The 13,554-nt window shown below is 55.3% G+C and carries 15 protein-coding genes; 5 read left to right on the plus strand and 10 right to left on the minus strand.

All coding sequences use genetic code 11. From position 1 onward, the window contains the following. Nucleotides 1-22: 22 nt before the first annotated feature. A complete protein-coding gene (locus MC50_RS23895) occupies nt 23-1,876 on the minus strand; it encodes a bifunctional sugar phosphate isomerase/epimerase/4-hydroxyphenylpyruvate dioxygenase family protein (RefSeq protein WP_047665091.1) in 1,854 nt (617 codons plus the stop codon). Between the two features lie 126 nt (nt 1,877-2,002). Between MC50_RS23895 and MC50_RS23900 the strand changes: the two genes are divergently transcribed. Then, complete coding sequence (locus MC50_RS23900; protein WP_032687155.1) at nt 2,003-2,641, plus strand: TetR/AcrR family transcriptional regulator; 639 nt, start codon at nt 2,003-2,005, stop codon at nt 2,639-2,641. A 27-nt stretch (nt 2,642-2,668) separates the two neighbouring features. Here MC50_RS23900 and fumD read toward each other — a convergent pair whose 3' ends face one another. Beyond that, the gene (gene fumD, locus MC50_RS23905) at nt 2,669-2,884 is read right to left on the minus strand and encodes a fumarate hydratase FumD (protein ID WP_032687154.1); all 216 of its coding nucleotides are present in this window, start codon (nt 2,882-2,884) and stop codon (nt 2,669-2,671) included. 267 nt (nt 2,885-3,151) lie between these two features. On the opposite strand from fumD, the gene ynhH reads away from it, so the two are divergent. From ynhH to lpp, 3 genes are all read left to right on the plus strand, one after another. Continuing rightward, nucleotides 3,152-3,382: a protein YnhH gene (gene ynhH, locus MC50_RS29400; protein WP_421669044.1), complete on the plus strand. Its 231-nt coding sequence runs from the start codon at nt 3,152-3,154 to the stop codon at nt 3,380-3,382. 7 nt (nt 3,383-3,389) lie between these two features. Beyond that, a complete protein-coding gene (gene pykF / locus MC50_RS23910) occupies nt 3,390-4,802 on the plus strand; it encodes a pyruvate kinase PykF (RefSeq protein ID WP_015584114.1) in 1,413 nt (470 codons plus the stop codon). A 309-nt stretch (nt 4,803-5,111) separates the two neighbouring features. Continuing rightward, nucleotides 5,112-5,348 carry a murein lipoprotein Lpp gene (lpp, locus tag MC50_RS23915; protein ID WP_001082307.1) on the plus strand — a complete coding sequence of 79 codons (237 nt, stop codon included), beginning with the start codon at nt 5,112-5,114 and terminating at the stop codon, nt 5,346-5,348. A 72-nt stretch (nt 5,349-5,420) separates the two neighbouring features. On the opposite strand, the gene ldtE is transcribed toward lpp, so the two are convergent. The 7 genes from ldtE to sufA all read right to left on the minus strand — a co-directional run bounded on the left by ldtE (nt 5,421) and on the right by sufA (nt 12,056). Continuing rightward, nucleotides 5,421-6,419, minus strand: a complete 999-nt coding sequence (ldtE, locus tag MC50_RS23920; RefSeq protein WP_032687153.1) for a L,D-transpeptidase LdtE — start codon at nt 6,417-6,419, stop codon at nt 5,421-5,423. A gap of 97 nt (nt 6,420-6,516) precedes the next feature. Beyond that, nucleotides 6,517-6,933: a cysteine desulfuration protein SufE gene (sufE, locus tag MC50_RS23925; RefSeq protein ID WP_032687152.1), complete on the minus strand. Its 417-nt coding sequence runs from the start codon at nt 6,931-6,933 to the stop codon at nt 6,517-6,519. 11 nt (nt 6,934-6,944) lie between these two features. After that, nucleotides 6,945-8,165, minus strand: a complete 1,221-nt coding sequence (sufS, locus tag MC50_RS23930; RefSeq protein ID WP_032687151.1) for a cysteine desulfurase SufS — start codon at nt 8,163-8,165, stop codon at nt 6,945-6,947. After that, entirely contained in the window at nt 8,162-9,436 is a 1,275-nt protein-coding gene (gene sufD, locus MC50_RS23935) for a Fe-S cluster assembly protein SufD (RefSeq protein WP_032699524.1), read from the minus strand. Before sufD ends, sufS begins: the two co-directional genes overlap by 4 nt. Next, complete coding sequence (gene sufC / locus MC50_RS23940; protein ID WP_004863281.1) at nt 9,411-10,157, minus strand: Fe-S cluster assembly ATPase SufC; 747 nt, start codon at nt 10,155-10,157, stop codon at nt 9,411-9,413. Before sufC ends, sufD begins: the two co-directional genes overlap by 26 nt. A gap of 31 nt (nt 10,158-10,188) precedes the next feature. Next, nucleotides 10,189-11,676, minus strand: coding sequence for a Fe-S cluster assembly protein SufB (gene sufB, locus MC50_RS23945; protein ID WP_015584111.1), 1,488 nt, complete (start codon nt 11,674-11,676; stop codon nt 10,189-10,191). Nucleotides 11,677-11,678: 2 nt separating this feature from the next. Then, nucleotides 11,679-12,056 (minus strand): Fe-S cluster assembly scaffold SufA, encoded by a 378-nt coding sequence (gene sufA, locus MC50_RS23950; protein WP_032687147.1) that lies wholly within the window; start codon nt 12,054-12,056, stop codon nt 11,679-11,681. 767 nt (nt 12,057-12,823) lie between these two features. Between sufA and MC50_RS23960 the strand changes: the two genes are divergently transcribed. Further along, a complete protein-coding gene (locus MC50_RS23960) occupies nt 12,824-13,141 on the plus strand; it encodes a hypothetical protein (protein ID WP_047665093.1) in 318 nt (105 codons plus the stop codon). Between the two features lie 162 nt (nt 13,142-13,303). On the opposite strand, the gene MC50_RS23965 is transcribed toward MC50_RS23960, so the two are convergent. Then, a complete protein-coding gene (locus MC50_RS23965) occupies nt 13,304-13,552 on the minus strand; it encodes a GlsB/YeaQ/YmgE family stress response membrane protein (RefSeq protein ID WP_004863295.1) in 249 nt (82 codons plus the stop codon). Between the last annotated feature and the right edge of the window lie 2 nt (nt 13,553-13,554).

Below are 13,554 nucleotides of genomic sequence, written 5' to 3' on the forward strand. Positions count from 1 at the left end.
CAACGAACCATTTGATACATCACTAACTGTATTGCATTGCCGACAGACGAACGGCGGCATTTGCCGCACCGTACAGGGCATAGCCATCGCGTCTTTCGGTCAATTCGAAGAAAAAGCGCCCTGCCGAGAACGGCCGGGTATAGAGGTGGAGGAACTCCCCGCCGCGCGGATCGCGGTCATAGAGAATGTGCAGACGTTGCAGGGTCGCGACGTCCACCGCCTCGCCATAGCGCGCCAGCAGGTCATCATAGTAATTAGCCGGAATCGGCAGCGCCTGACGGGAGACCTGCGGCAGAGCGTCGAGGGTCTCCGGCAGGTGGCGGCAGGCAAACGCCGCGTGCTGCAAGCCCGCCCCCTGATAGCAGGCCACCGACCGGGCAATCTGGGTGGCGCGGCTCTGAGAAATATTCAGGGCCAGGCGAATATTACCCTGCGGGCTGTGCACCGCCAGACTGCGCACCAGACCATACGGATCCGGCAGCGTCTGTTCATGTTCGAGAGTGAAACCGAAGACGGTGCGGAAAAAGATAATCCAGTTATCGCGGCTTTCCGCCTCCATGCCCAGCGCCAGATGATCGATGCCGCTGTAGTCATCGCGCAGCGCTGGCGCGTCGTGCAGATGAAAATCACGGGCGTAGATATCGTCACCGGCTTCGATTAAATAGATCAGGCTGCCGTCGGGGGCGCAAATCGCCGGAATCGGACTTTCATTCGGCCCGGCATCGCCTTGCCAGGTAGCGTAGCCATAGGCGCGGGCGCGCTCAACAATCGCCGCGCTGCGGCTGACGCGCAGCGCCATCGCACACAGCGAGACTCCGTGGCGCTGGTGAAAATGGTCGGCCCAGCTGTGCGGTTGGTAGTTCACAATCGCTCGTGCGCCGCCGTTGCGCCACAGCACCACCTGTTTCGAACGGTGGCGACCTTCCTGACAGAACCCCAGCTGCGACAGGCGCTGGCCGAGGGCCTGCGCTTCCGCTGGGCTGGCGGCAAATTCGATAAATTCCAGACCGAGATAGTCTGGCGCTGTCGCGGCGTGAAACAGCGATGCATCGCTGTTGTCCAGATGCCGGTAGGTCTGCTCCTCCAGCCATTGCAGCGAGCGGTAGCCATCTTTCGCCGTTGCGCCGTTCGGCGAAGCGCGGAAGCCGTCATTGAAAATTTCCAGCGACCACGGGCCGCGATAGCCGCAGCGGGTCAGATCGCGGGCAAAGTCCACCAGCGGCAGCTGTCCCTGCCCTGGGAAGCAGCGGAAATGGCGGCTCCACTCCAGAACATCCATCTTCATCAGCGGCGCATCGGCCAGCTGCAGAAAGGTAATTTTGTCCACCGGGACTTCAGGCAACCGCTGCAGCGTATCGCCGCGGGCGAGGATATGAAAGCTATCGAGGACGATACCGAGCGCCGGGCTGTTGACGCTTTTCACCCGTTCCCAGGCCTGATACCAGCGGTTGACGTGCGTTCCCCAGGCCAGCGCTTCGTAGCCGATGACGATCTTTTCCTGCTCCGCCAGCGCCGCCAGCGCGGCGAGATCTGCCACCTGCAGCGCAACATCGGCGGAACAGTCCGGCTGCACATTGCTGCACAGGAGCAATGTGTCGCAGCCCAGCTCATGCATCAGGGCGAATTTGCGCTTCGCCCGCTCCATATTCGCCGCAAACTGGCTGCGACTGGCGCCTTCAAAATCGCGAAAGGGTTGAAAAAGCGTGATTTTTAGCCCTAAATCGGCCGCCAGATTGCGAATATCCGCCGGCGTGCCGGTATAATACAGCAGATCGTTTTCAAAGATTTCGACGCCTTGATAACCCGCAGCCGCAATAGCATGGAGCTTTTCAGGCAAGGTGCCGGAAATCGAAACGGTAGCAATAGAGCGCAGCATAAGGTCCTCGTGTCATCGACAGGCGTGAGTTCTGAATATGTATCATTTGGTTCATTTGCGCCATACAAGGTTGCTAATTTGTGATCATTATGTGTATTTTTTGTCTCTCAGAAAAAAGGAGTGGTTATGTCTGTCGTGGCTCATGATGAAGCACAGTCCCTGAAGGAGCGGATTTTCACTGCCGCAATCGTCGTCTTTGCCGAACACGGGCTGTCCGGGGCGCGCATGGAACAAATTGCCACCGAGGCGCAGACAACCAAACGCATGGTGGTTTACTACTTCAAAACCAAGGAGCAGCTGTACCAGGAGGTACTGCAGCATGTCTATGCGCGCATTCGCGAGACGGAACAGCAGCTGGGGCTGGAACAGCTTCCGCCGGTCGAAGCGCTGGTGCAGCTGGTGCGCTGGAGCGTGCGTTATCACGCCACCCATGCGGACTTTATGCGGGTGATTTGTATGGAGAATATGCAGCGCGGTAAGTGGTTACAGTCGTCAGGACAGCTGAAGCCGCTGAATCGAACCGCCCTGTCGATTCTGGAGGATATTCTGCAGCGCGGGCAGCAGCAGGGAATTTTTCAGGAGGGTCTGCAGGCGCGGGATGTTCATCGTCTGATCAGCAGCTTTAGCTTTTATCAGGTGTCGAACTTTTACACCTTCAACAGTCTCTTCCTCGACGACCCGCTGCCGGCTATCGACGATGAAGAGATGGTCGCCCACCACTGCGATATCGCGGTGAAAGCGGTCGTGCGTTTTGTGATTTCCTGAGCCTGTGCAATCCGCGCGCCGGGAAGGTTAATCGTGCCCGGATAAGGCGTGGATCACCTTCGCCATCGCTTCTTTGGTCAGTTCAGAACGGGCGATTTTCGGATTGGCCAGCGAGGTACGTACCACCCCGGCGATCACGATATGTTTTGGCTGCTGGCCGAGATCGCGCATTTCAAGCACCACTTTCCCCACCACCCGGCACATTTCCTGGTACAACTCGTCGTCTCTGGCTTTATTTCCCATTCTTTTCGACTCACAAATTATCATTATCAATCAAATTATTATTGATATGTTTTCGTGATAAATCAAACCAGCGAACTATTTTTGCACCAGTGCGCCATTTCCAGTAGCTAACCGCGAGAAAATTCGCGCAACAGCGGCGTTGATTTTTGTCGGCTGGTGAAAAAATGTGTTGCGAAGAAGATTTAGATTAGTTTGAGTTTTGTTACATTTTTATGGGAAAGAATGAAACGTCGTTTTCATTTTCTTTTTTTGTTCCAGCGTCGTATAATGCACACCGATTCTTTCTTGAATGGTTTCAGCACATTGGACTGCACAACTAAACGCATAAAATACTGCCTCTTTTCATGGGCTGAACCGCCAGCATACTTTCTTCTGCACGCTCTTTTGTTGTCACCTATCCTTAGAGCGTGGCATAGCAACTTTCGCAATACAGGTTTGACTCCACGGCCGCGCGCCAACGGAGCGAGATTTCCATATCCTTCACAACTTAAAGACTAAAACTTTCATGAAAAAGACCAAAATTGTTTGCACCATCGGTCCGAAAACCGAATCCGAAGAGATGCTGTCCAAAATGCTGGACGCGGGCATGAACGTCATGCGTCTGAACTTCTCTCACGGTGACTATGCTGAACACGGTCAACGCATCAAGAACCTGCGTAACGTGCTGAGCAAAACCGGTAAGACAGCGGCTATCCTGCTGGACACCAAAGGCCCGGAAATTCGTACCATCAAGCTGGAAGGCGGCAATGACGTCTCCCTGAAAGCAGGTCAGACATTCACCTTCACTACCGATAAATCCGTCGTTGGCAACAACGAAATCGTCGCCGTGACCTATGAAGGTTTCACTACCGACCTGTCCGTCGGTAACACCGTTCTGGTCGACGATGGTCTGATCGGCATGGAAGTGACTGCCATTGAAGGTAAGAACGTCATCTGTAAAGTGCTGAACAACGGCGACCTCGGCGAAAACAAAGGCGTAAACCTGCCGGGCGTTTCTATTGCCCTGCCGGCGCTGGCTGAAAAAGACAAGCAGGACCTGATCTTCGGTTGCGAACAAGGCGTTGATTTCGTTGCTGCTTCCTTTATCCGTAAGCGTTCTGACGTCGTCGAAATCCGCGAGCACCTGAAAGCTCACGGCGGCGAAAACATCCAGATCATCTCCAAAATTGAAAACCAGGAAGGCCTGAACAACTTCGACGAGATTCTCGAAGCGTCTGACGGCATCATGGTTGCTCGTGGCGACATGGGCGTTGAAATCCCGGTTGAAGAAGTTATCTTCGCCCAGAAGATGATTATCGAAAAATGTATCCGCGCGCGTAAAGTGGTTATCACCGCAACGCAGATGCTGGATTCGATGATCAAAAACCCGCGTCCGACCCGCGCTGAAGCCGGCGACGTGGCGAACGCCATCCTCGACGGTACCGATGCGGTAATGCTGTCTGGCGAATCCGCCAAAGGGAAATACCCGCTGGAAGCGGTCACCATCATGGCCACCATCTGCGAGCGTACCGATCGCGTGATGACCAGCCGTCTGGAATTCAACAACGACAACCGCAAACTGCGCATCACCGAAGCCGTGTGCCGTGGTGCGGTAGAAACCGCAGAAAAACTGGAAGCTCCGCTGATTGTTGTCGCGACCCAGGGCGGTAAATCTGCGCGCGCCGTGCGTAAATACTTCCCGGACGCCACCATCCTGGCGCTGACCACCAACGAAACCACTGCCCGTCAGCTGGTGCTGACCAAAGGCGTGGTGCCGCAGCTGGTTGACCAGCTCTCCTCTACCGATGATTTCTACATCCTGGGTAAAGAACTGGCGCTGCAGAGCGGCCTGGCGCGTAAAGGCGACGTGGTTGTCATGGTCTCTGGCGCCCTGGTCCCGAGCGGAACCACCAATACAGCCTCCGTGCACGTGCTGTAATAATTTACAGGTTAATTCGTTTTTTAAAGGCGCCTCTTCGCAGGCGCTTTTTTTTATTCAATCACTAGCTACTCTTAATAAAAATGCAAATCGGAATTTACTATTTAATAAGAGATTATCTAAGATGAATCCGATGGAAGCGTGCTGTTTTCACAAAGATTTTTAAACTAATCTGCCAAATTCGATGTTTCTTTGAGCGAACGATCAAAAATAAGCGTATTACCGTAAAAAAATATTCTCATCCCAAAAAAGTTTGTGTAATACTTGTAACGCTACATGGAGATTAACTCAATCTAGAGGGTATTAATAATGAATCGTACTAAACTGGTACTGGGCGCGGTAATCCTGGGTTCTACTCTGCTGGCTGGTTGCTCCAGCAATGCTAAAATCGATCAGCTGTCTTCTGACGTTCAGACTCTGAACGCTAAAGTTGACCAGCTGAGCAACGACGTGAACGCAATGCGTTCTGACGTCCAGGCTGCTAAAGACGACGCAGCACGCGCTAACCAGCGTCTGGACAACCAGGCTACTAAATACCGTAAGTAATAGTACCTGTGTAATAAAAATGGCGCACATTGTGCGCCATTTTTTTTGTCCTCTGTTCCCTTCCGTCTCGCGCTACTGCACCCTTTTCGCTTCGTCCATCGTGCCATTCTGCACCGACATCGTCGATATCGCTGCGCTGCTCGCCGCCTCATTGCCCGTGGAGACCACCACCGGATAACCCGCGCGTCGGGACAGCGCTTTCTTAAGCTGCGCATCGTCTACGGTCTTATCTCCGGCAAACTGATGGAAGGCCGCTGGCAGCGTGTGCGGAATCGTCCGGGTGTTGCCCGCTTCATCCTGCGTCAGAGGCCGATGAACTTCGACATAGCGTTTACCGTCAGGCTCAATCGCAAATTTCACCGGCTGGTTGATAACGCGAACCGGCGTCCCCGTTTTTACCTGACTAAACAGCGCCTGGATGTCCGCGGCGTTCATGCGCATACAGCCCGAGCTGACCCGCAGGCCAACGCTATCCGGTGCGCTGGTACCGTGGATAAGATACTCGCCGTTGCCGTACGCCAGGCGCAGCGCATAGCGCCCTAACGGGTTATTCGGCCCGGCCGGCACCACGGGCGGCAACTTGATGCCTTTCTCCAGCGAACGCGCGCGGATGCCCGCCGTCGGCGTCCAGGTCGGATTGGGGATCTTTTGCCCGACGCGCGTGGTCATCTCCGGCGTCTCCAGCCCTTGCTGACCAATACCCAGCGGATAAACCTGAACCTGGTTCTGTCCCGGCGGGAAGTAGTACAGCCGCAGTTCCGCCAGGTTCACGACGATACCTTCCCGGGGCACATCCGGCAGCAGCATCTGCGAAGGAATTAATACCTGAGTCCCGGGTTTCGGTTCCACCGGCGCAAGAGTGTCGTTCGCTTCGAGAATCAGCATCGCCGCCGTGTCGAAATGGCGGGCAATCGCCTGCAGATTGCGATCCCCTTCCTGTACCGTCCACCATTGATTCTGGCCAATGAGCCGACTGTTAGCCGGGGGAAGTGGATAATCTACCGCCCAGGCGCCGTGTGAGACGCTGAGGGCGGTCAGAAGGGCTACGGTGATAAGAGATGCGCGTTTCATACTGAGATTCCTTCTTTCGCGGATAAAACGCCAGGATCTGCCGTCGGGCCGGGATCTCCCCGGCCTGACCTAACAGAATGAAATCTACCTGTTTATTCTAGCTAAGATTTGCGGCTTTCGCGCGAATTGCGCGAATCATGGCTTCCAGGCCCTGAGATCGCGAAGGGGTAAGATGCTGGGTCAGCGCCATTTTTTCAAACCACGGCCGCACGTCAAAGTCGGTGATATCCTTGGCCGTCATCTGGTCGTAGAGGATAAAGACCACGGCAATCAGCCCTTTGACGATCGCCGCATCGCTATCGCCGCGCAGCGATAGCCCTCCGGCTTCCCCTTGTTCTACCACGATCCACACCTGGCTCTGGCAGCCCTGAATGATATTTTGCGCGGTATGCTCTTCGGCGCTCAGCGGCGCCAGCCGCTGGCCGAGTTCGATAATATAAAGATACTTCTCTTCCCAGTTCGCGCAACGACTAAAGTTGCGCAGCAGTTTGTCTTTATCCGGTAATGCCGCCATGATTGCTTCCTTTAGCCCAATAGCGTGTGGATGCGCTGCAGTCCTGCGACCAGGCGATCCACCTCTTCCGTGGTATTGTACATCGCCAACGAAGCCCGACACATGGCCGGTACGTTGTAAAACGCCATCAGCGGCATCGCACAATGGTGACCGGTGCGTATGGCAATGCCGTAATTATCCAGGAAGCTGCCCACGTCATAGGCATGATGAGCGCCAAGGTTAAAGGCTATCACCCCCAGTCGCTCGTCAGGGCCATACAGAGTTAAATCAGGCACCGCCTTCAGCGCCTGCAAGGCGTAGCGCATCAGCGTCTGTTCATATTCGCCAATGTGCGCCAGCCCCAGCGCGCTGACATACTCCAGCGCGGCGCCAAAGCCGATAATCCCGCCGGTATTGGGCGTGCCCGCCTCGAAGCGCCACGGCGCTTTCGCCCAGGTCGTCCCTTCGGTCAGACTGACGGTGGCAATCATTGACCCGCCCCCCTCCCACGGCGGCATCTCCTGCAGCAGCGCCTCTTTGGCATACAGAATGCCAATTCCGGTCGGGCCGTACAGCTTATGGGCGGAGAAAACATAAAAATCGCAGTCCAGCGCCTGCACATCCACCGCGTGGTGCATCACCGCCTGCGCCCCGTCCACCAGCACTTTCGCCCCATGCTGGCGGGCTAGCGGAATCAAGGCCGCCAGCGGGTTCTCCGTCCCCAGTACGTTGGAAACCTGGGTGATGGCCAGCAGGCGGGTTCGCTCATCAAACAGCGGCGGAATGGCATCCAGCTGCAGAGTGCCGTCCGGAGTGAGCGGGATAACCCGCAGCTCGGCGCCCACCCGGGCGCAGAGCATCTGCCAGGGGACGATGTTCGCATGGTGCTCCATGGCGCTGATGATGATGTTATCGCCGGCGCCGACGTTGGCGTTCCCCCAGCTGTTGGCCACCAGATTGATCCCTTCGGTGGTCCCCCGGACGAACACCAGCTCTTCCGCTGAGCGGGCATTCAGGAACCGCGCGGCCTGCTGACGCACCTGTTCCATCCGCGCCGTCGCCTCTGCGCTCAGCGTATGGATACCGCGATGGACGGCGGCATAGCCGTGGCGATAAAACTCCGCCTCGGCGCGAATTACCGCCTCTGGTTTTTGCGCGCTGGCAGCGCTGTCGAGGTAGACCAGCGGCTGACCGTTGACCTCCCGGCTCAGCAACGGAAAATCCGCGCGTATCCGTTCTACAGAAAATGTCATGCTTTTTCTCCCGGTAGACGTTGGCCAATACGCGCCAGAATCTGCGCCCTGAGCGTCTCATCGCCAATCGCTTCCGTCAGCTCGGCGGCGAAAGCGTACAGGATCATATGCTGCGCCGCCCGATGGGGAATGCCACGCGAACGGAGATAGAACAGCTGTTCGTTGTCGATGCGCCCGATGGTAGCACCGTGGCTACACTTGACGTCGTCGGCATAAATTTCCAGCTGCGGCCGGGTGTCCACTTCAGCCAGGCGCCCGAGCAGCAAATTATTGTTGGTCATCTGACCATCGGTTTTAATCGCGTGCTTCGCGACATTAATCAGACCGTTAAACACCGCCCGCCCTTTATCGCTGACGATGGTCTTATGCAGCTGGCGGCTATTACAGTAGCCAACGCGATGATCGAGCCAGGTTCGGCTGTCGCAGACTTCATTGTTGACCGGCATCGCCAGGGAGTTGATCCGCAGGGTGCTGTTCTCTCCCAGCAGTTGGGTGCTGGTGTGGTGGCGCAGCACCGCGCCGCCAAGCAGAAAGCTGCTGCTGAAGACCGAAGCGTCGCGGCCCAGCGCGAGATCGTTGTGGGCAAAGTGGTTGCTCTGCGCATTTTCAAACGCCAGTTTGATATGCTGCAGATGGGCATTATCCGCCACCGACATCGTCAGACGCGCGCCGGTAAAGTGGCGCTGTTCATCCAGGCTCAGATAGTGCTCGATAATCGTGGCTTCGGCGCCGCTCTCCAGCTCAAGATGATGGCGATAGTGCGCGGTATTCACGTCGTCGCCCGTTCCTCCACGCGTCACATGCATGAGCAGCAGCGGCTTAGTGGGCCGCTGATGGCGTGTTACGCGGATTCGCGTCACCGTCTGAGCCAGGCTCTCTGTGAGATGCAGGAACACTTCTGGCTGCACCGCGTCAGGCAATCCCTGACGATCGGCCGTCACGCTGACGTCGTAGCCGCTGTCGGCCAGGTTGTCGCTTAACGTCTCGCTGAACTGCCCGTCGATGAAGACCAGCCGCCAGGCGTCCACCGACAGCGCCCGTTGATCCCGCTCTGTCGCCGTTAAGGTACCCGGCTCAAGCGCGACAAACGTGCCTTTGGTCAGGGTATCCAGCGGCGTATATTTCCAGTCTTCATGTTTGCGCGTCGGCAGACCGAGGCGCAGTACCTGCTGGAGATGCTGGCGGGCTTCGGGCGTTCGCCGCTCGCCCTGCGCCTCAAACAGATGATGCCACTGCTGCAGCGCGTTACTGCTGTTCGGTAAGCCAGCCATAGCCCTGCTCCTCCAGTTGTTTGACCAGGGTAAAATCGCCGGATTTGACGATTCGCCCCTGATAGAGCACGTGGACGTAATCAGGCTTGATATAGTCGAGAATACGCTGGTAGTGGGTGACGATAATAAATGCGCGCTTGCCATCGCGCAGCGCATTGACGCCGTCAGAGACGATCTTCAGGGCGTCAATATCCAGCCCTGAATCCGATTCATCAAGGATGCACAGGTCCGGCTCCAGCACGGCCATTTGCAGGATATCGTTGCGCTTCTTTTCACCGCCGGAGAAGCCCACGTTGACCGAACGGGTCAGCAAATCTTCCGGCATCTTCAGCAGCTTGATTTTCTCTTCCATCAGATCCTGGAAGTCGAAACGGTCTAACTCTTCCTGGCCGCGATAGTCGCGCACCGAGTTAAGCGCAGTCTGCAGGAAGAACTGATTGCTGACGCCGGGAATCTCCACCGGGTACTGGAAGGCCATAAAAATGCCTTCACCGGCGCGGTCTTCCGGCGCCAGGCTGAGCAAATCTTTGCCTTTGAACTCCACGCTACCGCCGACGACCTCATAGTCCTCACGCCCGGCGAGCGTCGCAGAAAGGGTGCTTTTGCCGGAGCCGTTCGGCCCCATAATGGCGTGCACTTCGCCAGGGCGGATTTCCAGATTCAATCCGCGCAGGATCTCTTTGTCTTCAACGGCGACCTGCAAGTTTTTGATACTTAACATCTCATTTCCCTTAATTCGTAAAGCCTGGTGCTTAGCCGACGCTGTGTTCCAGACTGATAGCCAGCAGTTTTTGCGCTTCGACGGCAAACTCCAGCGGTAGCTCTGAGAAGACATCTTTACAGAAGCCGTTGACGATCATCGAGATGGCATTATCTTCGCTGATGCCGCGCTGCAGGCAGTAGAACAACTGGTCTTCGCCGATCCGCGAGGTGGTGGCTTCGTGCTCCAGCTGCGCGCTGTCGTTGCGACACTCCACGTACGGGAATGTATGCGCCCCGCAGTCCGGTCCAATCAGCATCGAGTCACATTGGGTGAAGTTACGCGCGTTAGTGGCCGTCGGCATAATTTTGACCAGCCCACGGTAGCTGTTCTGGCTTTTGCCGGCGGAAATCCCTTTCGAGATAATCGTCGAGCGGGTGTTTTTGCCGATGTGGATCATCTTGGTGCCGGTGTCTGCCTGCTGGTGCCCGCTGGTCAGCGCGACGGAGAAAAATTCGCCGATGGAGTTATCGCCGCGCAGAATGCAGCTCGGATACTTCCAGGTGATGGCCGACCCCGTTTCTGACTGCGTCCAGGACATCTTGCTGTTTTCGCCTTCGCACAGCGCGCGTTTGGTGACGAAGTTCAAAATCCCGCCGGTGTTGTTATCTCCGGGGAACCAGTTCTGCACCGTGGAATATTTCACCTCGGCATCTTTGTGAATAATCACCTCGACCACCGCCGCATGCAGCTGGTAGCTGTCGCGCACCGGGGCGGAACACCCTTCGATATAGCTGACGTAGCTGCCTTCATCGGCCACCAGAATGGTGCGTTCGAACTGGCCGGTTTTTTCCGCATTAATGCGGAAATAGGTCGACAGCTCCATCGGGCAGCGCACCCCTTTTGGTACGTAGATAAAGGTACCGTCAGAGGCCACCGCCGCGTTCAGGGCGGCAAAAAAGTTGTCATTCCCCGGCACCACGGTGCCGAGATATTGCTTCACCAGCTCCGGGTGGTCGTGGATCGCTTCACCAAACGAACAGAAGATAATCCCCTGCTCCGCCAGTTTTTCCCGGTAGGTTGTCGCTACCGAAACGGAGTCAAAAATCGCGTCAACCGCGACTTCGCGCCCTTCGCGTACCGGTACGCCCAGCAGGTTGAAAGCCTCTTCGACTTCCTGAGTCAGGTAGGCGCCGGGGCCGGTTTGCTGCACCGCGCCTGGCTCAGAGGCGCAGGTGTCATCGCAGTTACCGCAGGACGGCGCCGAGTAATAGCTGTAATCCTGGTAGTTGAGCTTTTCATAGTGCGCTTTCAGCCAGTGCGGTTCTTCCATCTCCAGCCAGGCGTGATACGCCTTTAGCCGGAACTCGAGCATCCACTCGGGCTCGTTGCGGCGGGCGGAAATGGCGCGCACCACCTCTTCGTTGATGCCTTTCGCCAGCTCATCGGTCTTTAAGCGGGTAAAAAAGCCTTCTTTATAATTGAGCGGCCCGTCGGACCAGGTTTTGACATCGTCAGTTGCTTCAGTATTACGAGACATAGTTACTCCGCCTGAACCCCAAAGCTTTCGCCGCAGCCGCATTCGTGCTGCGCTTTCGGGTTATGAAACTTAAAGATTTCATTTAATCCTTCCCGAACATAATCCAGCTCCGTCCCGTCGATAAACGGCATCGCCTGCAGCGGCGCCCAGAGTTTCGCCCCGTCGCGCTCAAACAGCAGGTCGTCTTCTGCCGGTTCGGCAATCAGCTCGAGTACGTAACCAAAACCGGCGCAGCCGCTGGTTTTAATCCCCAGACGCAACCCCTGCTTGTCGGGCTGTTGACTCACCAGGTCGCGAATATGGGCGGCTGCCGCGGGGGTCATCATCAGACCCTGCCAGCTAAATTCATCGGGATTGAAGGTTCCTGTATCTAATTCCATCGCTCTACCTCATTGGTTAGCGCCATAAGGGCATACGACCATGTTAATGATAACGATTATCACTTCAACCCAGCCGGAGAAGGGATATTCCCCATGCGAACCCTTTTATCTCGCTTTTTATAAGCATAGACCCTCACCTGCAGGTTATCAGGTGACTATTTTGTAATTTAATATATTGATAAATAATAAGTTATTTAGCGTTTTATCCGGGTGTGACGGGCAATGGGAAAGGTGCATCGGAAATACCTATTTTTGAAATCGAAAATAGTCCATTCAGCATCAGTAGCACTTACTGTCAAATCAATAGCTTGTTGTTTGTACCGTTTGATGGCAAGGCGCTATCCGATCTACCCCTTTAGCATTATCTATAACTATCCTTCTGGATGGCTATTTGTTATCCGGTAAAGCGAAGCGGTTATCATGTTAAATTCGGACAAAAACCAGGAATAAAGGTTTTTTCTCTACTGGTAAATTGATGTACAATTCCCGGCTAAATTTCCTACAGTTTTCGACCCTGTGTCGGAGGCACTGCTTACCTGGAGTTTGTCCGTACCGGATGATAGATATCAGTATTATGTCGATGTGCATGGTGGTACTGCTGGTTATGAGCGTACTGCTGAACTAAGCCAGCCACAAACCCTGCTTCCCACGCCGGAGCTTCACATTCGTTATGAAATGAGGAGTTTTGGAGGATTCGCCCACCGTGGGATTGTTCGTCAATGACGTTGCCTCTAAGATTCCAGCCACATTCCAACGAGGTAACGAAGATGAAAGGAACAATCATTGCTCTGTTAGCCACCGCGTCAATTGTCGCGGCCAGCGCATTTGCGGCAGATAAAAATGACGGCCCTGCTCCCGCCGGGAATAATGCCGGACAGTCGGTGATGGAAATGCCGCAAGGGCGTGGTCCAATGCCCATGCCTCTGCCGCCATTCCCGCCGAGAAAACCGGTATTATTCTCTGCAACGGTTGCCACCGATAACCCGGCTGAGACCATTAATAAACTGACCGCGCTGATCCCGACAGGTAGCGCTAAACATTATGAAGTGCGCGTGGAAGTTGTTCCCGCTCCCGATATGCCCTGAGTTATCCCGGGCCATATACCGGTAGCCTTGAGCGGCTGATGCCAGCCTCATAAAAAAAGCTGCCAGTTAACGTGGCAGCTTTTATTTTGCGTCTGCTTTAGTGCTCAATGTCTATATCCTCATCACCCACGGCGATGAGGATACAGGTATGATGACGGTATATTAACTCTTAATCTTTCTGTAGATAAACAGCACGACTAATGCACCGATTACCGCCACGACAAAGCTGCCGAAATTAAAGCCATCGACCTTGCCGAAGCCAAAAAACGTGCTGATCCAACCACCGACAACCGCACCAATGACCCCCAGAACGATAGTGACGATAAACCCGCCGCCGTCTTTGCCTGGCATAATCCACTTAGCCAAAATACCGGCAATAAGACCAAAAATGATCCAGGAAATGATACCCATAG

It is taken from the genome of Klebsiella planticola (genome assembly GCF_000783935.2).
Taxonomy (GTDB): domain Bacteria; phylum Pseudomonadota; class Gammaproteobacteria; order Enterobacterales; family Enterobacteriaceae; genus Klebsiella; species Klebsiella planticola.

What these genes read in the sequence shown, in the direction of transcription:
- lpp (WP_001082307.1), top strand. Translation starts at nt 5,112, where the DNA reads ATGAATCGTACTAAACTGGTACTGGGCGCGGTAATCCTGGGTTCTACT.
- MC50_RS23960 (WP_047665093.1), top strand. Translation starts at nt 12,824, where the DNA reads ATGAAAGGAACAATCATTGCTCTGTTAGCCACCGCGTCAATTGTCGCG.
- pykF (WP_015584114.1), top strand. Translation starts at nt 3,390, where the DNA reads ATGAAAAAGACCAAAATTGTTTGCACCATCGGTCCGAAAACCGAATCC.
- fumD (WP_032687154.1), bottom strand. Translation starts at nt 2,884, where the DNA reads ATGGGAAATAAAGCCAGAGACGACGAGTTGTACCAGGAAATGTGCCGG.
- sufD (WP_032699524.1), bottom strand. Translation starts at nt 9,436, where the DNA reads ATGGCTGGCTTACCGAACAGCAGTAACGCGCTGCAGCAGTGGCATCAT.
- sufB (WP_015584111.1), bottom strand. Translation starts at nt 11,676, where the DNA reads ATGTCTCGTAATACTGAAGCAACTGACGATGTCAAAACCTGGTCCGAC.
- MC50_RS23900 (WP_032687155.1), top strand. Translation starts at nt 2,003, where the DNA reads ATGTCTGTCGTGGCTCATGATGAAGCACAGTCCCTGAAGGAGCGGATT.
- sufE (WP_032687152.1), bottom strand. Translation starts at nt 6,933, where the DNA reads ATGGCGGCATTACCGGATAAAGACAAACTGCTGCGCAACTTTAGTCGT.
- MC50_RS23895 (WP_047665091.1), bottom strand. Translation starts at nt 1,876, where the DNA reads ATGCTGCGCTCTATTGCTACCGTTTCGATTTCCGGCACCTTGCCTGAA.
- sufC (WP_004863281.1), bottom strand. Translation starts at nt 10,157, where the DNA reads ATGTTAAGTATCAAAAACTTGCAGGTCGCCGTTGAAGACAAAGAGATC.
- ynhH (WP_421669044.1), top strand. Translation starts at nt 3,152, where the DNA reads ATGCACACCGATTCTTTCTTGAATGGTTTCAGCACATTGGACTGCACA.
- sufS (WP_032687151.1), bottom strand. Translation starts at nt 8,165, where the DNA reads ATGACATTTTCTGTAGAACGGATACGCGCGGATTTTCCGTTGCTGAGC.
- ldtE (WP_032687153.1), bottom strand. Translation starts at nt 6,419, where the DNA reads ATGAAACGCGCATCTCTTATCACCGTAGCCCTTCTGACCGCCCTCAGC.
- sufA (WP_032687147.1), bottom strand. Translation starts at nt 12,056, where the DNA reads ATGGAATTAGATACAGGAACCTTCAATCCCGATGAATTTAGCTGGCAG.
- MC50_RS23965 (WP_004863295.1), bottom strand. Translation starts at nt 13,552, where the DNA reads ATGGGTATCATTTCCTGGATCATTTTTGGTCTTATTGCCGGTATTTTG.